Here is a 19,389-nt window from a genome sequence, read left to right on the forward strand (position 1 = left end):
GCCCGGATACATTAGCGCAAGCCTGATTTACCGTTCATCGTGACTGGATAGCAAAAGGTGGGCTGACCATACATTTGCTTACTTTTGGGTCTTTCCAAAAGTGAGCCGCCGTAAGGGCGGAACCATAGGCGGCCGTTACCTAACCAACGGATATGTACTCAGTCAACCACCCCCGCCATATGCTCCGCAATCCTCATCCTCAACCACCGCTCCGCCGGATCATTGTCATGCACCCCACTCCACACCATCGACAATTCCGCCGCATCAATCGCAAACGGCGGATCCTCCGCCCGTAACGTGGTGCCCTCAGTCAACGCACACGCCGCATAATCCGGCACGGTCGCAATGATCTGCGTCCCCGCCAACAACGCGCGCAACCCGCTGAATTGCGGCACCGCCAGCACCACCCGCCGTGCGCGGCCGATGCGGGCCAGGTCCAGGTCGATGTTGCCGCTCAGGTCCCCGGAGAACGACACCATCGCATGGGGCCGCTCGCAGTAATCATCCAGTGTCAGCGGTGCCACCCCATCATCCCCACGCAATACCTTGCACGGAATATCCCGCAGTTTCTTGCGCTTGGCATTCGCCGGCAGTTCGGTGGTGTAGCTCACTCCCACGGAAATCTCGCCGCTGGCCAGCAACGCAGACATCAGCAGGTAATTGGCACGGCGTACCACCACGATGATGCCGGGGGCTTCTTCGCGGAGCTGGCTGAGCAACGGCGGAAACAGGCCAAATTCGGCGTCGTCGGACAAACCGATGCGGAACACCGCACAGCTGGTGGAAGGGTCGAAATCCTTGGCGCGGCTGACCGCGCCGGAGATGGTGTCCATAGCCGGTTGCAGCTCCTTGAGGATCGCCAGGGCGCGTGGCGTGGGTTCCATGCCTCGTCCGTTGCGCAGCAGCAAGGGGTCGTCGAACAGGTCGCGCAACCGGCCCAACGCCGCACTCACCGCCGGTTGGCCCATGAAGAGTTTTTCGGCGACCCGGGTCAGGTTCTTCTCGAACATCAGCGCCTCGAAAATCACCAGCAGGTTCATGTCGACGCGGCGCAGGTCGTTGCGGTTCATGGCGATATCCAAACGGTTGGCAGGCTGCCAGCTAAGCACGCAAAACACTGGCTTGATTGCATGCCTGTGCTGTCTTTTCCGTGACTGCACCTGACGAAATTAACAACGATTAACTCGTCAGCCAGACGGTCCGGCAACAAGATTGACGCCATCTACACTGCACCCATTCACCGGGAACGCTCCCATCGACTGCGGATATTCGTCATGGCCCGAACCGAGCACTGCGCTCCTCGCTTATCCGCTACCGGCGGCCTATGCCCCCGGCGCGAGCGTATCGCCAAGCAATTGATCCTCGCCAACCTCGGCGAAAGCCTGGCGATTGCCGACCTGGCCCAGGCCTGCGCGTTGTCGCGCAGCCATTTTTCCCGTGCATTCAAGTGCACCACCGGGCTGTCGCCCCAGGAATGGATACGCCTGCAACGCATCCAGCGGGCCAAGGAATTAATCACGCAATCGTCCCTGAGCCTGACCCAGATCAGCCTGGAATGCGGGTTCTGCGACCAGGCGCATTTCTGCCACATGTTCACTCGCAGCGTAGGCGTCAACCCGATGACCTGGCGAAACCACCAACTGCGTCACAAGCCTCAAGAGATCGCTGCCTAGTGGTCTGCACGCACCTGGAATATGCTGGCCGCTTACTTTCTCCAGAGCATGGCCACCCATGAGTGACCCACGCGATCAGGCCGTGCACTTCGGGCCCTACCGTATCCACCCGCGCCAGCGCCTGGTGCTGGAGGCCGGTCGCCCGTTGCGCCTGGGGCGGCGGGCCGTGGATATCCTGCTGATTCTGTTGGAGCAGGCCGGCAATGTGGTGAGCAAACAGGAACTGATTGCCCGGGTCTGGCCCAAAAGCGTGGTGGAAGACGGCAACCTGCGGGTGCATATGGCGGCGTTGCGCAAGGCGCTGGGCGATGGCCAGGCCGGGCAGCGCTATATCGTCACGGTGGCCCAGCGTGGCTACAGTTTTGTCGCGCCACTGAGCATCGAGCCAATGAGCCTACCCACCGAAGGCGCGCCCCAACGCCCCTGCCATAACCTGCCGCTGCGCCGCACCCGCATGCTCGGCCGCCAGGCGCTGATCGACACGTTGGTGCAGCATTTGCCCGAGCAACGTTTTATCACCCTGACCGGCGCTGGCGGCATCGGCAAGACCACCGTGGCGTTGCGCGTGGCGGAATTGTTGATCGGGCATTACCGCGACGGTATCCGGCTGCTGGACCTGGCGCCCCTCAGCGCGCCGTCGATGATCCTGCCCAACCTCGCCGCCCTGCTCGACGTGACCCATACCGAGCACGAACCGTTGGCCACCTTCGCGCGCCGCCTGCAAGAGCACCAAGTGCTGCTGGTGATCGACAACTGCGAGCACCTGCTGGACGACATCGCGCTGATCAGCGAAACCCTGCTGCGCCACGCGCCCAAACTGCACATCCTGGCCACCAGCCGCGAAGCCTTGCGCGCCGAAGGCGAGTCGGTGCAACGCCTGCAACCCCTGGCCTGCCCGCCCGCCACTGGCAACCGCGCCCAGGCATTGGGCTATCCGGCCCTGCAATTGCTGATCGAGCGCGCCATGTCCCATCAGGACAGCTTCGCACTCAGCGAAGCAGAACTGCCTCTGGCGATTGATATCTGCCAGCGCCTGGACGGCATTCCCCTGGCGATTGAATTAGTGGCAGCGCAGATCGAGCGCTTCGGCCTGCCGGGGTTGCTGGTGCAGATGGAGGACAATTTTCGCCTGCTCACCCGTGGCCGGCGCAGCGCACTGCCCCGGCATCAAACCTTGCGCGCGACCCTGGATTGGAGCTTCGACCTGCTCACGGCGTGCGAGCAAATCTGCCTGCGCCGTCTCGCGGTGTTCCGGGGCGGTTTCAGCCTGGCCAGCGCGGCGGCGGTGATTGCCGGGGAGCAGATCGCACCGGCCGAAGTGCTCGGTTCGATCACTCAACTGGTCGCCAAATCCTTGCTCAATGTAGAGCCCGGCGATGAAGAGATGGTCTACCGTCTGCTGGATATCACCCGCACCTACGCCCTGGAAAAACTCAGTGTCGCCAACGAGCTCGACGCCACCCGTGAACGCCACGCCAACCGCTGCCTGGCGTTGATGGACCAGGCGCAGGACGATTGGGAGCTGATCGCGACCCAGTCGTGGATCGACCGCTATGCCCCGCTGCGCGAAGACATCCGTGCCGCCCTCGATTGGGGCCTGGGCGACCAGGGCGTGCACTTGCTGGGCATTCGTCTCACGGTCAGCGCCATGCCGTTGTGGCAGGAGCTGTCGCTGCTGCGCGAGCATGGCCTTACGTGGGCAAAGCCCTGGCGCGGCTGGCGCAATCGAGTGCGCCGAGCCAGCGCTTGCACATGGCGTTGCAGCTGGCTTTCGGCAGTTTTTCCTATCATGCCCAAGGGGGGACGTCGCAGACGATCGAAGCCTTTGCCTGTGCACGGCGCCTGGCTGAAGCGGACAAAAACCTGACTGGCCAATTGCGTGCGGTGTCAGGGCAAATGGCGGTCAGCCTGTGCGGCGGCAATTACCGCGAGGCCTTGAAGCAAAGCCTGCATTTCGATCAATTGGGGCCACACGCCGCACCGCTGCTGGACCTCAGCGCCCAGCGCCTGAGAGTGCTGGCGCAGCACTTCGCCGGCCACCAGGCAATGGCGCAGCACAATGCCGAGCAGGTGATCCAGCGCATGGCCCAGAGCGGCCATCTCAATCGGTTTACCCATGGTTTTGGCGTGCAGTACGACCAGAGCGTGGCGTCGCTGACCATCCTCGCGCGTATCCTGTGGCTGCGTGGTTTTCCCGAACAGGCATGGCGCACCGCAAGCCAGGCACTGGCGCTGGCGTTGCAGATCAACCACGGCACGTCGATCTGCTACACCCTGGCCCTGGCCGGCGTGGTGATCGCCCAGTACAACGGCGACACCGTTGTGGCCCGCGATCAGCTGGACCTGCTGTTGCAGCAGGCGCAAAAACACTCGGTGCCGTTGTTCCACGCCTGGGCGCAGTGCTACGAGGGCACGATGCAGATTGCCGAAGTGCAGGGGCTGGGGTTGGTCGAGGACATCCTGGTGACCTTCAATGCCATCGCGGTGAATGACACTCTGTTCGAGCGCGCCAGAAGCGGTGCGGCCGGCTGGTGCACCCCGGAGATTCTGCGCGTGCGCGCCCAGCACATGGCCGATGCACAGGCAGCCGAAACCTTGCTGCTTGAAGCCCTGGGCCTGGCGCACCAGCAAGGCGCGCTTGCTTGGGAATTGCGGTGCGCGGACAGCCTGGCGCGGCTGTGGCGCACCCAAGGCCGTGTGCAGGCCGCCCGCGACCTGCTGGGTGGCGTCTATGCGCGGTTTACCGAGGGCTTCGCTACCCAGGATCTAATCCGCGTACGCCGCCTGCTCGACGAGTTGCAAGACAAACGGCCGGCCTGAAAACGGCCCCAGGTAATGCCCATAAGCCTGTTGCAAACGCGCCACCTGCTGCGGGTCGCGCAGGAGTGCCAAGGCATAACTGCGCACACTGTTGAGCAGGCGATAGCGCGGGTATCCGGGACCGGGTTCAAGGTTCAGCAGCGAGGTGTCGACCAGCCGCGTCAGCAAGTAAGTCAGGTCGGCATGCTCCAGTTCTGTGCCGGCCACCAGCTCACTCAAGGTGGGTAAGGTCACCGCCATCTTGAACAGGCTCATTTGCAGAAACAGCCAGCGTTCCGGCAGGCAGAGGCGCTGGTAGGTCCAATCCAGCGCGGCGCTCAGGGATTGGTGGCGCTCCACCGCCGTGCGACGGCCCCGCGTGAGGACCTGCAAGCCCCGGCACACTTGCATCTGCACACCGCGCACACCTAGGGCATCCACTTGGGCAGCGGCCAGTTCTAGGGCCAGGGGAATACCGTCGAGGCGCCGGCAGATATCCCGCAACGGAGCCAGGTCAGGGTCTCGCAATACAAAGCCCTGTTGACCGGCGCACGCCCGCGCGACGAACAGTTGCACAGCGGGAAACGCCATTGCCTGCTCGACACTGCCCAGTGCCGACGGGGCCGGCACACCCAGTTGAGGCACACGCTGCACCCATTCGCCGGGGGCCTTCAAGACTTCACGACTGCTGACCAGCACGCTGACCTGGGGCGCGTTTTCGTGCAGCACACGCAGCAGATGTCGACAGGCGCCAAGCAGCAGGTCGGCGCCATCGAGTACCAGCAGCAATTGCCGGGAAACCAGTTGGCGGCACAGCTCAGTGGCGCTGCCGCTGGGTTCCAGGTGCAATGCCGTGGCCAGGTGGCGCAGCATCATCAACGGCGACTCGACGGTGGCCAGGTCGATCCACCACACCCCGTCGCGGTAGCGCGGCAATACACGCTCGGCCAGGGCCAGGGCCAAGGTACTTTTGCCCACGCCGGCGCACCCGGTGAGGGTCATCAGGCGCTGTCCGGACAAACGCCGCACCAGCCCCCCCAGCAGTTCATCCCGCCCCATCACCGGGCTGAGCCGCGCAGCCAGGTTGTGCCGGGGCAGCACCGCCGCAGCCACACCCTGCACGGGCGCGGCAAAGCAATAGCCGCGCTGGGGGTCATTGAGGACGAAGCGTTGCCCGTCGAGGGCACGGCGCAGCGCGGCGATGTGTACCCGCAGATTGTTCTCTTCCACCACGCTGTGCGGCCAGACCCGCTCGATCAGAATGGCCTTGCTGACAAACTGCCCAGGCGCCTCCAGCAGCACCGCGAGGATATCCAGCGCACGCCCGCCCAACGGCACCGGCCAACCCGCCTTGCTCACCAGCCGCTGCTGCCGGTGAAAGGCATAGGCACCGAAGCGCACCGTGCTATCCGCGTCCATCGCCTGAGGGTCGTTCATGTCTGCAATCGCGCTGAAACACCCGGCCTTGGGCGTTCGCGCATCCTTTTCCGTGGGCTCGACGCTATTCTTGCCAGCTACCCATGACAGGACAATGCTGGCACAGGGAGCGATACGGACAATCGGGTGTGCGAGACGGACATCCTGTCGTTAACTGAACTGCTGTCGGTATTGGGTAGGGTTGAGGCCGAGTTTTTCACTGAATAAAAAGCGCATGTGCCGCACGCTGCCGAAGCCTGCGTGGAACGCCACAGTCTTGAGCGGCAGGTCGGTGGTTTCCAGCAATTGCCGGGCACGGTCGATGCGCGCCCCTTGCAGGAAGGCCATGGGCGTCATCTGCACGTCCTTGGCAAACAGCCGGGCAAAGTGGCGCGCACTCATGCCGGCCAACGCGGCCATGGACTCGATGGTGAACGGCTGTTCCAAGTGTGCAAGCACGTGGTTCTGCACGCGGGTGATCGCAGTTTCCTGAGGCGCCACGGCGGCCGTCATCGGACTGAACTGCGCCTGGCCGCCCTGGCGTTTCATCACCACCAGCAGCACCTTGGCCACCTCCACGGCCACCTGCTTGCCATGGTCCTGGGCAACGATGGACAGCGCCAGGTCGATACCGGCCGTGACCCCGCCCGAGGTAATCAACCGCCCGTCCTGCAGGTAGATGCGGTCGGTCTCGACGATGGCCTTGGGGAACGCTTTGATCAGTCGCTCGGTGTAGTGCCAGTGGGTGGTCACGCGGTGCTCGTCCAGCAACCCGGCGTGGCCCAGCACAAAGGCGCCAGTGCAGATCGAGCCGAAGCGCCGCGCCCGGGGCGCCGCCGTCTTGAGCCAGGGCAGCAGCGCCGGATGGCATTCGTTATAGGCACCGGGGCCGCCGGGCACCAGCAAGAGGTCATAGGCGCCGTTTGCGTGTTCCAGCAACAGGTCGGTCTGCACCACCACGCCATTGGATGCACGCAACGGGCCGGGTTCGGTGCCGATGGTAAGGATCTGATAATGCGCCGCCGCCGGCAGGTAGCGGTTGGCGATGGAAAACACTTCGAGCGGCCCGGCCATGTCGAGCAGGAGGAAGTCCGGGAACAGCGCCATGGCCACGGTTTTCATACAAGAAGGATCCATCGAGGGGAAGAAAGCGGGAGGCATTATGGCATGCCTTTGACTGTCAATCTAAGAGAGACAGTTATTCAGATTTCAGCTTCTTAATGAATATTTCAGTAACCAGTAACCTTCTTCTCAACGCAAGCGCCCTGCATCTCGCAGCCAGCGCCCACTTGAGGACATCACCATGCTGACCCTACGCAAAGCTTCCGAACGCGGCGCCGCCAATCACGGTTGGTTGAAGTCGTTCCACACCTTCTCGTTCGCCAACTACTGGAACCCCAACGAGCAGGGTTTTTCCGACCTGTTGGTGATCAACGATGACCGCGTCGCCGCAGGCAAAGGTTTCGGCCAGCACCCACACCGCGACATGGAAATTTTCTCTTATGTGCTCGAAGGCGCCCTGGAACACAAGGACACCCTGGGCACCGGCTCGGTGATCCGCCCTGGCGACGTGCAACTGATGAGTGCCGGCAGCGGCGTGGCCCACAGCGAGTTCAACCACAGCCAAAGCCGTGGTGTGCACTTCCTGCAAATCTGGATCGTGCCCGCCGTGGCCGGCGCCGAACCGCGCTATCAACAAGAGCACTTCAGCGAGGCACAGAAACGCGGGCGCCTGCAGTTGATCATCTCGCCGGACGGCAGCGACGGTTCGCTGACCGTGCGCCAAGACGCCAGGGTTTACGCAGGTCTGTTCAACGGTACCGAAGCCGCAACCCTCGACCTGCCGCCGGATCGCCACTTGTACATCCACGTGGCCCGGGGCAGCGTGGAGATCAACGGCCAGCGCTTGCAGGAAGGCGACGGTGCCCGAGTGCGTGACGAGCAGCATATTCACGTCAGCCAAGGCCAGGATGCCGAAGTGCTGGTATTCGACTTGCGCCCCCAGGAACTGCCGCAGATGCCTTGACGGGCCTGGCGATGGCCCTTCGAAACGGACCATCGCTGGCATCGATAGTCACCATCAGCGCAATGAAGTTCTCTAAAAAAATGCAACGCGTAACATCAAACCCATACCAGGCAACACCCAAACTTAAACACTCGGAGCACACCCTCATGAAACGCCAAATCTTGCTTAGCCTCGCTTTCTCGGTACTCGCTGCAAACGCATTTGCCCACCCTGTTGTTGCTGAAGGCGGTTCGGATCGCTTGATGGAAAACCGTGTGGCTGAAGGCGGTTCGGACCGTCTGTTGGAACGCCGTGTTGCCGAAGGCGGTTCGGATCGCCTGATGGAAAACCGTGTGGCTGAAGGTGGTTCGGACCGTCTGATGGAAAACCGTGTCGCTGAAGGTGGTTCGGATCGCCTGATGGAAAACCGTGTGGCTGAAGGTGGTTCGGACCGCCTGATGGAAAACCACGTATAACCCTCTCTGTTCGAGGGGCACCCCAAACCGGCCTGATCAGCCGGTTTTTTTTCGCCTGCACTTTCAACCCCGCCCAGCGAAAAACCGTTGGAGCTAAAATACTTACCGAGCTTTAAGAATATGCACTAGCCTATGTGTAAGTTCGCGTAAAGCCCCTTGCAAAAGTCCCTAACTTCCCCGCCCCGACCTCAAAAATAACGTGACGAATGTTAAAATTTGTCACGCTTGGCCGTAATCAATTCGATTAGTATCTAGATGCTAGCAGCGATTGAACTGACGGCCTTGCATGCCGCAAAAGGGAGTAGGGTAATGCATTTTTCCAATGTCCTCGCTATTGCACGGACTCCATCGAAGTCGGAGGACTTTCGGGAACTGATAGTTCGCACTGTACCGAATGATTTAAAAGTCGATACACGCAGCTACGGGCAACTAACCGACAATCAGGAAATTCACGCGCACTACCGTGCCATCATTATAGAAATTGATACACCCTCCGCCAGCAATCAAATTCTGGACATCATCAGAAAAACCAGAACCGAAAACCCAGGCTGCACCATATTTGTGGTGGTGACCTTTGCGTCCACCCTCAGCAAAACAAAATACTATCTGGCCGGTGCAGACTACTGCATCAAGGTGGTAGAAACTTCCCCGGAAAAAAAGTTGAGCCTGTTCGATGCATTTCTCAGCGAGAGCGCTCGGCTGAACCAGTGCGGGCTGGTACTCGACCAAGACCGCATGTGTATCTATGGTGACGGGAAAAAACTGGAAATATCCTTTATCGAAATGAAAGTATTGGAAGCCCTTATTCACAGCCGACTCCTTAGTCACAATGAGATCGCTGGCGTCATGGGGCTTAATACCAAGTATTACGACTCCAGGGCCTTGGAAAAATCCATCAGTCGCCTGCGCGGTAAAATCAAAGCGCACTACGGTGAAAACATTATTCAAAACATTCGCGGCTACGGCTACAAACTCAGCCGCGGCCTTATTTGCGCCAGCCATTTCCAACCCACCAAGGAGAGGTAGCGCCGTGAACAGCGAGAAACGACCAGCGGCAGAAGCGGCGACTGTGCAGTTGGCCAGGCAGGCAATTGTCTCGCGCAGCCATGCATTGTGGGGCAGTGAAGTCAGTGTGCTGTGCCCCGGCAATCGGGAACCACGTGAAGTCGCCTACCGCGCGGCCCTACAGCACATCACCCCACGTCACCCTCCGCTGCAGGCCGCCGGCCACCTATTCCTGCGCCTGGATCAATCGGCCTTGATGAATGAAGACATCTTCACGCAGTTGACTCAGGTCGCCCTGGCCTTGGAAAAACACACGCAATACCTCACGCTCAGTATTGACAACCCACTGGACACATTGCCCGGCCCCGTAGAGCGCCGCGCAATGGTCCGCCAACTGTATAGACTCAAAGACCAACGCAGTATCAAGCTGGCCTACAACAACTACACACTGGATACAAAACATGCCGACCTGCTGATCGACCTGAAACTCTACGACTATATAAAGATGCCGTTTCCGGACGCCGCCCTCCGGCTGAGTTTAAACACGCGCTCCGACCTGTTCGATCGGCTCTACGACCGCATGCTAGAGCTGATAAACGCCGCCAAAGCCTGCTTCATTGCCGACCATGTCGAGTTTGCCGACAGCGCAATGATGGCTAAGAACTTGCCGTTCGAATATTTTCAGGGCGGTTATTACTCCCCTGCTGACCGCTTATAAAATCCTGCATCTTCCTGATCTCGGTGGACACTATGAGCTCTTTAAAGAAATACGCGTTCAGCCCAACGCTTCCGGCCATCGCGCTGCAAGACTTCACACCCAATGCAGAGGCGTTCCGCTATGACTTAAACGCTGTACCCACGCAGCCCCTTACCCTGCCTTCGCAACCCTTCAACGCGGCGCGGCCAGAATCAAGAACACTCGCTGCCAAAGCCCCCGACAACGCGCCGCATCAACAGAGTGGCGCCGACCGAACCCAGGTGTACCCCCAGGACTTCTGGCTGCTCACCCAACACGACCGGATACTGGTCAAAGGCGGCCTGCGCATCGCACTGACCACCATTGAGTCAGCCCTGATCAAAAAGATGCTGCACCATGAAGAGCGCGTGGTCAGCAAAGAAGAGTTGATCCGCAATATCGGGCGCGAGCCGGAACAGTACCGTGGCCTGGAGATGTGCCTCAGCCGCTTGCAGGAAAAGTTCAAGCGGGCCAACGACGGTGAACGTCTGTTTCGCGCGGTCAGAAACCGTGGTTATTGCCTTACACAAAAAATAAAAAAGCCGCTTGAACAGCACCCTTCGCGTCGATAAAAAATAATAACGTCAGACGTTATGCATCACCCTGCCTATTACCACACTCTTCTACCTGCCCTTTTATAACACCCACTTTAATACCCCCACCTGACCTTGTTATAAGTCGTCAGCCAATGCCCTCTGCCGTTTATTACTATCGACCGGTACGTGCTCGCGCGTGCCCGTTAATTTAGTGCGGTGAGTGCGCAACTTGATTAAACCCTGCCACCACCTGTTGTTACCCCCGGGAGCAGAACCATGCTGAATAACACTAGAATGCATCGCAACCTGGCCCCCAAGGGTTTGACGTTTTGGGGCCAGTGGACGCTGGCGTCGGGTCTGGTCGTTACGCTGTTATTTATGTTGGTGTTTTTCAAGACTGGACAACTTGAGTACAACTATCGAGTGTTGGCCGCTTTTACCATACTTGCCTCTCTTCCCGCGTATAGCGTGTGCGATGTCTACAGCAAAAAGGATGCGTATGGCGTAGGCCTGGGAAGACTGTTCATGGGCTGGCTGCTGACCGTGGGCATACTGTTGGTTGTCGGTGTGGCTTGTAACGCCAGTGCGATGTTCCCCCTGGAAACGCTGTTGCTGTGGGCGGCGGTCAGTTATCCGTTATTGGCACTGTGTTATATCCCGTTGCACAGCCTGTCCCGGTATTACCATCGCCAACTTCACGAACGGCATAAGTCATTGATTGTGGGCACAGGCAAACTGGCCGTCGACCTGGCCAGGACCCTCTCTCGGCAAAAGCGCTCGCCGCTGGTGGGGTTGGTTGGCAGCCGCGCCGAGGCGAGCGAGGATGCACAACTGCAGATCCTCGGCGAACTGCCGCTCCTGCCCCAACTGATCCGCCAGCACGGCATTCGCCGGCTCTACATCACCCATTCACTGCAGGAGGCCACCCACATCGAGGCGCTGTACCTCAATCTGCTCGACATCAGCGTGGATGTGATCTGGGTGCCGGACCTCAACAACATGCTGCTGCTCAACCACTGTGTGGCCGAAGTGGATGGGTTGCCGGCGATCTTCCTCAATGAAAGCCCTTTGACCAGCCGCCCCACCGCTGCCCTGAGCAAATCGTTGCTGGACAAGAGCCTGGCCCTGCTGGCGATCATCCTCCTGAGCCCGTTGCTGTTGCTGTTCGCCCTGCTGATCAAGCTCACCTCCCCAGGCCCGGTGATCTTCAAGCAGGACCGCCACGGCTGGAATGGCGAGGTGATCAAGGTCTGGAAATTCCGTTCGATGCGCGTGCATGACGATCACGAGGTGCGCCAGGCCAGCCGCAACGATTCGCGTATCACGCCAGTGGGTCGGTTCATCCGGCGCACCTCCATCGATGAACTGCCGCAGTTGTTCAATGTGCTGCAAGGGCATATGGCACTGGTCGGCCCCCGCCCCCACGCCATCGCGCACAACGACTACTACACGGGGAAAATCCGCGCCTACATGGCCCGCCATCGGATCAAGCCTGGTATCACCGGGCTGGCGCAGGTCAACGGCTGCCGGGGCGAAACCGAAACCCTGGAGAAGATGCAACAACGCGTCGACATCGATCTGCGTTACATCAACACCTGGTCGCTGTGGCTGGACATCAAAATCCTGCTGAAGACGCCGTTTACCTTGCTGTCCAAGGATATTTACTGATAACACGGTTCAACTGTGGAAGGGGCCCAAGCCCCCTCCACATTGTTGATCCACGGCCTATTCGGTGATCTTGTCGATGTTCTTGTAGAGCAGATCACTGTCGCGCCCATCGGTCATCGAATGCAGCGAATAGGCACGATTCAAGCGCGCCCCACCGTCACGGGTCAGCGGCGCCCACACCAGATTGGCGCGACGCAGGGTCGACAGGCTCATCAACTCATCGAACGGAATGGACAGGTACAGGCCTTTGTCGAAACTGCCTTCGCCGTACTGTTCGGTGGATGCGGTGGTGCGGGTGATCCACGCGCCAATGCGCACGCCGTTGTTGAATTCCCGCGACAGGTCCAGGGTCGCGCCCCAGTCCCTGGCCAGGTAACGGCCGACGCTCAAGGCGCCCTGCACGTTGAATGGCAATGCGGTATAGCCGGTGACATGCCCGGTGACGGTCCGGTAATCGCGCAAGCTGAAGTCCTGCTCGAAACCGCGTTGGCGCACGTAATTCAGGTCGGCACCCAACGCCCAGCGTTGGCCCATCGGGCGATACAGGACTTCGCTGCCGACACCGGCATACATCGACTCAAGCAACCCCCCATAGACCATGCCGTACAGGTCCTGGTCCAGTTGCACCGCATGATTGAGCTGGAAGGTCGGCAGGGTCACATCCGACGCAGTCATGTACTGGCGCAGGTCAGTACGCACGCGCGGTAAGCCGCTGGGTGCGTCGTAGGTAAACCCGTCGTAGTTGTTCAGCAGGTTGACGCTGAGCAGGCCGCTCCACCAGGTGTTGCGGGTGAAACGGTACTCGGCGTCGAGGTCGGCGGAAACCTGATAGAGCAAACCGTCCGGCCCACCGACGTTCTGCTTGTAGCCAAGGCCCACGCCATAGGTCAAGGGCGTGGGCGGCCGGGTATAGAGCACCGTCTGTGTGCGGTGACTGGCACGATTGACCTCCACTTGGCGATGCAGGTCCTGCACGTCCGCACGGTGGTTGACCACCTCGCGAAACGTCTCGCGTGGCACGCTGGTCTCTTCAATCGGCAGTGCGTAGCGCTCGCTGACCAGGGTGAACCAATCGATCTGGTCATTCACACTGTTATCCAGGATCCGACTGGCACGGCCCACCGCCTTGGCGCTGTAGAAGTAGCGCTGCTGTTCGCCGTACACCAACAGTTCCGGCCCGCGCTGGGCAATACGTTGCACGGTGTAGCCGGCGTTATCGTGCAGGCGCCTGGAGACCTCGGCCCAGTCCACCTGGTCCATCGGCGTGGTCGGGGCCTGCGCTGGCAGCTTGGGCGCCGGCGGGTCGTAGGTTTTCGCCGGCGCTTTGCGGCTGACGAAATTGGTGTGCAGGGTGATGCCGAACATGGCGGTGTTGCCGCGCTCCCAGGCTGCACTCAGATCGACCGAGTCGGCCAGTTTGTAGACCAGGCCCAGGTTGATCGGCGAGTCCTGGCGCAGCGGGTTGTCACGGGGCTCGCTCTGGTAGTCATTGCCGTCATACTCCAGCTTGAGGCTCAACGGCGCCCAGGGTGTCTGGTAGGCGATGCCGCCGAACAGCGCGGGACGCCCATGAAAGTAGCCGTTGGAAAAACTGCCGGAGCCTTCGGCGGCAGGCCGTTCGTTGAAGCGATCATCCAGCACGCCCAGCGGGTTGCCGAAGTCGCCACGACTGCCCAGGTAACCCCAGGCGATGCCGGCACTGAAATCCATATCACCATAGCGTTTGTTGGCCACCAGGTACTCGCTGGAAAACAGCCCGGTACCGCCCAGGTCCATGAAGCCCAGCGCCACCTCAGGCAGCCAGTGACTTTCCTGATGCAGGCGCATTTTGGCGTCGACGGCCTTGTCCTTGTAGCTCTGGCCACCGCTGAACGACTCGGCGCCATAGGGCCGATTGGTGATCGCGGTGTAGCGAAAGGTGCCCTCAAGCCAGTCCAGCGGCTGCGCCGAAAAACTGTAGCGGCTGTAGGGTTCGGTGCGGTTGGCGTTGACGCTTAGCTCGCCGGTGGGCGCCATGCGGGCGGTGGGTGTCTGCAGCAGCCCGACACCGCCGAAATCGCTTTGGGTGTAACGAGGATCGCCATGCACGACGCCACACGGCACCAGCAGCACGGCCGCAATACATAATTTCAAGGCGTGACCTCAGCCAGGGGTTGGGTGGCAAGAAACTCAGCCAATTGCTGATTGAGTTCAGGGGTGGGCGGGTCCAGGTCGTCACTGCGGATCGGCACCAGCAGCGTGCTGCCGGGTGCGGGTGGGACACCCTCCTCTCGGTTCCAGGGGGCGATGCCCAAGCGCGTGACGTGGCCATCGGGCTGGATCAGCCACAGGTAGTCGGCGTCGGCCTGCGCCGATGGCGGGCAACCGTGGAGGTAATCGCGTGCCGGCTGCATCGGCTGGAACACCAGGCGGCATGCCGTCGCGACGGCGCCGAGCACACGCACGTCATCGGGCCTGGGCGGGTAGATCAGGCGGTCGCCATCGCTGGCCAACGGGTTGGGCGCAAAACCCACCTCCACCGCCACCGGGTCGAGCATCGCCACCTGCCGGCCGGTTACCGGTAACGCCTGCACCTGTTGATAAAGCTGAGCCGCGGCACGTGCCCGCCCTTCGCGCCCGGCGGCCAGTGCGGCCCGATGCAGGGTGTCCAGGTCAAACAACACCCCGGCCTTGAGCCGTGTCTGTTGCTCCAGCAAAGGGTGGCGCAACCAGGCTGCGCCCAGCCAGTAACCCTGGGCATCCGGTTGCGACGCGGTGATCACATCCAGCAAGCGAGCCTCGGGCGTGAACGGGATTGGCCCCGGATTGCGGACCTCGCCACTGACCTTGATCGCCGCCTGGCAGACACTCGCGCAGCAGCACAACAGCATCAGCGCGCTGAGTCGTCGAACAGTCATGGGGCATCCTTGCGGGTAGGTTGCACCTGGGTGATGGTCAGGGTCAGGCTGGGTGTGAGGTGCTGTTCGCTGTGCACGATAAAACCGTCTTCAGGGTCGACCCAATAGCGGTTGCGCGCATGAAAATCGGCCGCCTCGATGTCTTCGTCCACCCGCAGCAAGGCATAGGGTTTATCGAGAATATCGAGTGTCTCCATGCCCTTGCGCGTCATGCGGCTGTGGACCGTGACGCCGAGACGATAGCCGTCCACCACGTCGGTCTGCCGCGTACTGCGATAGCCATCCGGTACACGGTGCAGCCCCTGCTGGAACGGCGACCGGCCCTGCCAGCGCGTGCCATCCAGGTCAGCCCCCAGACCCACTGTGCGCACCACCAGCCCGTCGCGCAGCAGCAGCACCTGCTTGCCGGAAGCGACCCAGAATTGCAGGTCGCCACGCTGGCGAATCAGCGCCATCACCCCTTCGCCGGACACCGTGCCGACCTTGATCTGGGGGAACGGCACCGCGTCCACCTGGGCCTGGGTCAGCACCAGCGGCGCCGGCCCGACCACAGCCGCCTTGAAGGTATCGAGGGAGGCATTCATCAATGGATTACAGCCAGCCAACATCCATGCCACGCCCACACAGGAAGCGATTTTCAGACTGTTCACGCAGGTTCCACCCTATCGGCTGCTGGCTTCGCTCAGGTTGTTCTGGGTGGACGCACCAATGCCGATGATTGAAGCGGACGGCACCAGTTGGCTGATAAAACGGTTCCAGCGCGTGATATTCGCGGGGCCGACAAACACCACATCCTGCGGCTGCACGTCAAAACGCGTGGCCAGGGCCATGGCCGCAGGCGATGCGGCTTCCAGCTGGAACACCTGGGCCGGCGCCACATCGATGTGCTGTGCGCCGCGAATCACGTAGATGGCGTCTGCATTGGAGGTGTTCTGGTTGACCCCGCCCACCGAACCCAGCACGTCGGAGAGGTTCATGCTGCGGGTCTTGAAACTCAGCGCACGGGGTTGCATGACTTCGCCCATCACGTAGATGCGCTTGCGGTCGTTGTAGGCCAGGTACAACTGGTCACCGTCCTTGAGGTAAACCTCGCTCAAGCGCGACGCGTCGAGGTTAAGCGTGTCCAGGTCCAGGCTGTAGCGCTTGCCGCCACGGGTAAGCGTGAGGTTCGACAGGTCGGCATTGATCGGATCGATACCGGCTAGGCCCAGGGCTTCGCTGACATTCATGGCGATGGTAGTGATCGGCACCGGGCCGGCCTTGACCACCGCACCGCTGATCACCACTTTCTGGCTGGCAAAACGCAATACGCTGACATCCACCTGAGGGCTGTCAATGTACTGACGCAGCTTGTCGGTGATCTCGCTGCGCAGCGCTTCAATGCTGCGGCCCTTGGCAACCACCTCACCCACATAGGGATAGAACAGGTTGCCCTCTGGGCTGACCAGCCGGCCGTTGGCATCGATCTGCTGTTGCGGGCCGGACGGCGCGGTGAGCTCCGGGTGATCCCACACCGTGATATACAGCGCATCATTGGCGCCGATCAAATACGGGCCGGGCTTATAACTCAGGAGTTCTGCCGGGATGGAGTAAGGCACTTGAGTGGCGGCGTCCATCGCCAACAACTTCGGGGTAATTGGAATTAACTCCACGCGACTGTTTCCAGCCCCACCCTCTTCAGTCAGGGCGGCGGTGTCCATATATTGACCCGGTGCAAACATGCAGCCTTGCAACACGGCGACGGCCACGACAGCCATAGAAAAAATACGCATCATAGTGTTGGAACACTCGCGATAAACGACAAGAAAAAAAGACCACTTGGGCGGGGAATCCAAGCGGTCTTAAAAGCGGAAGGTGTGTAACTAGTTGCTGGTACCCGTAGTGCCAGTGGTGCCGGTGGTACCTGTGGTGGTGCCACCATTGGAGCTGCCGCCGCTGTTTGAAGCGGCCGCAACTCCCGCCACGAGGGCAGCGCCAACCAACAGCGTTTGCCCCACCGTCACGCTCCCGACCACTGCGGTATCCAGCCCCAACGGCGTCTCGGCGGCCATCGCCGAAGTACTCAAGACACTGAGCGCTATAATAGCCAGTGATATTCTCATCTCAGACTCCTTATCATCAGTGAGCAGGCAAACCGATAGTGCCATCCAACTAAACAGCACGCCAGACTGATAACTTTTAACCCGCCTAGTTGAAAATAACGTTTTCCCGACGAAGCCCCCGGCGCTCAATGCATTGAGCCCCGTGAAGTTATTTAAAACGTTATTAATTGTCAGAAAACTTCACACCCTGCCGTACTTGTCTTCAATCCGCACAATATCGTCCTCGCCCAAGTAAGAACCCGACTGCACCTCGATCAGCTCCAACGGGATCACCCCCGGATTTTCCAACGCGTGCACTTGGCCGATGGGGATATAGGTCGACTGGTTTTCCGCCACCAGGTAGGTCTGTTCGCCATTGGTCACCTTGGCCGTGCCACTGACCACGATCCAGTGTTCGGCGCGGTGGTGATGCATCTGCACCGACAGCTTGGCCCCCGGCTTCACGGTGATGCGCTTAACCTGATAACGCGGGCCATTGTCCACCGAGTCGTACATGCCCCACGGCCGATATACTTCGCGGTGGTTGAGATGCTCCTGACGCCCGGCCTGCTTGAGCTGGTCGACAATGGCCTTGACCTGCTGCACCTGGTCCTTGTGCGCCACCAGCACCGCGTCCTTGGTTTCGACGATGATCAGGTCTCGCACGCCCACCGTAGCCACCAGCCGACTGTCGGCGTGTACGTAGGTGTCGCGGGTGTCCAGGGCCAGCCCATCGCCGCGTATCACGTTGCCGCTGGGGTCCTTGTCACTGGCCTCCCACAGCGCCGACCAGGAGCCGATATCACTCCAACCGGCCTTCAGCGGCACCATCACCGCGTCGTCGGTTTTTTCCATCACGGCGTAGTCAATGGAGTCATCCGGGCACGCGGCAAATGTTGCGGCGTGCACGCGGGTAAACGGCTGATCCTGGCTGCCGCCTTCCAGCGCCACGCGGCAGGCTTCGAGAATCGCCGGCTGGAAACGCTCCAGCTCTTGCAGGTAACGGCTGGCGCGGAACATGAACATACCGCTGTTCCAGTAATGCGCACCGCTGGCCACATACGCCGCAGCGGTGGCGGCGTCCGGCTTCTCGACGAAGCGCTTGACCCGGTAACCTCCCTCACCCGCCGCCGCGCCCTGCTCGATGTAGCCGTAGCCGGTGTGTGCGCTGGTGGGGGTGATGCCGAACGTCACCAGCTTGCCGTCCCGGGCGAACGCCAGCGCCACTTCCAGGCTGGCGTGAAAGGCCGGGATGTCGTCGATCAGGTGGTCCGCCGCCAACACCAGCAGGATCGGGTCCCGCTGTTCGGCAAGCGCCTTGCATGCCGCCAACGCAATGGCCGGCGCGGTGTTGCGCCCCACCGGTTCCAACAGGATGCTGGCTTGCTCCATGCCTAGATGACGCAATTGCTCGGCCACCAGGAAACGGTGCTGTTCATTGCAGATCAGCTGCGGCAACGCCACGTTTGCCCCGCTCAGGCGGGTGATGGTCTGCTGCAGCATCGACAGGTGCGCATCGGTCAGGCGCAGGAACTGCTTGGGGTTCAACTGGCGAGAAAGCGGCCACAGGCGCGAACCCGAACCGCCTGCCATGATCACGGGTAATAACATCAGGACATCCTCGGGAAACACAGAGTCAGAAGTAGGCGCGGGTGTGTTCATGCACCCGCGGGCTGATGCGCAGTTCGTCCTGGGACCACCATCGGTACTGCTGGTGTTGCGCCGTCGGCGGCTGCAGGACTTGGCCCTCGGCCAGCTCCAGGCAGTAGCTGAGCACCACATAATGGGTGTCCGGCCCCGATCCGGCGTTGGCAAACACACTGTCATCGTAGAAGTGCTCGAACACCCCCAGCAGCCGCGCTTCGGCACGCTCGAATGTGCACCCCAGTTCATCGCGGGTGATGCGGCGGAATGCACTGTCGAAGTTTTCGTTTTTCTGGATCCGCCCGCCAGGCACAAACCAGTAACCGTAGGCCGGCCGATTGACACGCAAGCCCAGCAAGGCCTCGCCACGGCCGTTTCTCACCACCAGGTCGATGGCCACCAGCGGCGTCGACGCGACGACCGTATGGAAGGTCGGTAAATCAAGCCACATAC

At 61.0% G+C, this 19,389-nt stretch carries 17 protein-coding genes and 1 pseudogene; 8 read left to right on the top strand and 10 right to left on the bottom strand.

What is annotated here, in order from left to right; genetic code table 11:
• Positions 1–158: 158 nt before the first annotated feature.
• Positions 159–1,070 (bottom strand): LysR family transcriptional regulator, encoded by a 912-nt coding sequence (locus AOA60_RS26445; RefSeq protein WP_099586839.1) that lies wholly within the window; start codon positions 1,068–1,070, stop codon positions 159–161.
• A 204-nt stretch (positions 1,071–1,274) separates the two neighbouring features.
• On the opposite strand from AOA60_RS26445, the gene AOA60_RS26450 reads away from it, so the two are divergent.
• Positions 1,275–1,673, top strand: a complete 399-nt coding sequence (locus tag AOA60_RS26450) for a helix-turn-helix domain-containing protein (protein ID WP_099586840.1) — start codon at positions 1,275–1,277, stop codon at positions 1,671–1,673.
• Positions 1,674–1,731: 58 nt separating this feature from the next.
• Positions 1,732–4,493 (top strand): annotated as a pseudogene (locus tag AOA60_RS26455) (winged helix-turn-helix domain-containing protein).
• Here AOA60_RS26455 and AOA60_RS26460 read toward each other — a convergent pair.
• Positions 4,440–5,909, bottom strand: a complete 1,470-nt coding sequence (locus tag AOA60_RS26460; RefSeq protein WP_099586841.1) for a winged helix-turn-helix domain-containing protein — start codon at positions 5,907–5,909, stop codon at positions 4,440–4,442. The pseudogene AOA60_RS26455 and the gene AOA60_RS26460 sit on opposite strands and share 54 nt — an antisense overlap.
• Before the next feature lie 150 nt (positions 5,910–6,059).
• Complete coding sequence (locus tag AOA60_RS26465) at positions 6,060–7,010, bottom strand: GlxA family transcriptional regulator (protein ID WP_099586842.1); 951 nt, start codon at positions 7,008–7,010, stop codon at positions 6,060–6,062.
• A gap of 181 nt (positions 7,011–7,191) precedes the next feature.
• Here AOA60_RS26465 and AOA60_RS26470 point away from each other — a divergent pair, with 181 nt between their 5' ends.
• The 6 genes from AOA60_RS26470 (at position 7,192) to AOA60_RS26500 (ending at position 12,314) form a co-directional block, all read left to right on the top strand.
• Complete coding sequence (locus AOA60_RS26470) at positions 7,192–7,914, top strand: pirin family protein (RefSeq protein WP_099586843.1); 723 nt, start codon at positions 7,192–7,194, stop codon at positions 7,912–7,914.
• A 146-nt stretch (positions 7,915–8,060) separates the two neighbouring features.
• Complete coding sequence (locus tag AOA60_RS26480; RefSeq protein ID WP_099586845.1) at positions 8,061–8,369, top strand: hypothetical protein; 309 nt, start codon at positions 8,061–8,063, stop codon at positions 8,367–8,369.
• Positions 8,370–8,678: 309 nt separating this feature from the next.
• Positions 8,679–9,395 carry a winged helix-turn-helix domain-containing protein gene (locus tag AOA60_RS26485; RefSeq protein ID WP_099586846.1) on the top strand — a complete coding sequence of 239 codons (717 nt, stop codon included), beginning with the start codon at positions 8,679–8,681 and terminating at the stop codon, positions 9,393–9,395.
• A 4-nt stretch (positions 9,396–9,399) separates the two neighbouring features.
• Entirely contained in the window at positions 9,400–10,092 is a 693-nt protein-coding gene (locus AOA60_RS26490; protein WP_099586847.1) for a hypothetical protein, read from the top strand.
• A gap of 32 nt (positions 10,093–10,124) precedes the next feature.
• A complete protein-coding gene (locus tag AOA60_RS26495) occupies positions 10,125–10,682 on the top strand; it encodes a helix-turn-helix domain-containing protein (protein ID WP_099586848.1) in 558 nt (185 codons plus the stop codon).
• 240 nt (positions 10,683–10,922) lie between these two features.
• Positions 10,923–12,314, top strand: coding sequence for an undecaprenyl-phosphate glucose phosphotransferase (locus tag AOA60_RS26500; RefSeq protein ID WP_099586849.1), 1,392 nt, complete (start codon positions 10,923–10,925; stop codon positions 12,312–12,314).
• 57 nt (positions 12,315–12,371) lie between these two features.
• Here the strand turns inward: AOA60_RS26500 and AOA60_RS26505 are convergent, their stop codons facing one another.
• The 7 genes from AOA60_RS26505 to AOA60_RS26535 all read right to left on the bottom strand — a co-directional run bounded on the left by AOA60_RS26505 (position 12,372) and on the right by AOA60_RS26535 (position 19,387).
• Positions 12,372–14,447 (bottom strand): YjbH domain-containing protein, encoded by a 2,076-nt coding sequence (locus AOA60_RS26505; RefSeq protein ID WP_099586850.1) that lies wholly within the window; start codon positions 14,445–14,447, stop codon positions 12,372–12,374.
• Positions 14,444–15,211, bottom strand: coding sequence for a capsule biosynthesis GfcC family protein (locus AOA60_RS26510; RefSeq protein WP_099586851.1), 768 nt, complete (start codon positions 15,209–15,211; stop codon positions 14,444–14,446). The genes AOA60_RS26505 and AOA60_RS26510 overlap by 4 nt, the downstream gene beginning before the upstream one ends.
• Positions 15,208–15,861 (bottom strand): YjbF family lipoprotein, encoded by a 654-nt coding sequence (locus AOA60_RS26515; protein WP_256592890.1) that lies wholly within the window; start codon positions 15,859–15,861, stop codon positions 15,208–15,210. The genes AOA60_RS26510 and AOA60_RS26515 overlap by 4 nt, the downstream gene beginning before the upstream one ends.
• Before the next feature lie 12 nt (positions 15,862–15,873).
• Positions 15,874–16,986, bottom strand: coding sequence for a polysaccharide biosynthesis/export family protein (locus AOA60_RS26520; RefSeq protein ID WP_099586852.1), 1,113 nt, complete (start codon positions 16,984–16,986; stop codon positions 15,874–15,876).
• 87 nt (positions 16,987–17,073) lie between these two features.
• Positions 17,074–17,313: a hypothetical protein gene (locus AOA60_RS26525; protein ID WP_224793926.1), complete on the bottom strand. Its 240-nt coding sequence runs from the start codon at positions 17,311–17,313 to the stop codon at positions 17,074–17,076.
• Positions 17,314–17,493: 180 nt separating this feature from the next.
• Complete coding sequence (locus AOA60_RS26530; protein WP_099586853.1) at positions 17,494–18,903, bottom strand: mannose-1-phosphate guanylyltransferase/mannose-6-phosphate isomerase; 1,410 nt, start codon at positions 18,901–18,903, stop codon at positions 17,494–17,496.
• A 25-nt stretch (positions 18,904–18,928) separates the two neighbouring features.
• A complete protein-coding gene (locus AOA60_RS26535) occupies positions 18,929–19,387 on the bottom strand; it encodes a GDP-mannose mannosyl hydrolase (RefSeq protein WP_099587033.1) in 459 nt (152 codons plus the stop codon).
• Between the last annotated feature and the right edge of the window lie 2 nt (positions 19,388–19,389).

The organism is Pseudomonas sp. 2822-17 (assembly GCF_002742485.1).
Lineage (GTDB): Bacteria > Pseudomonadota > Gammaproteobacteria > Pseudomonadales > Pseudomonadaceae > Aquipseudomonas > Aquipseudomonas cyclaminis.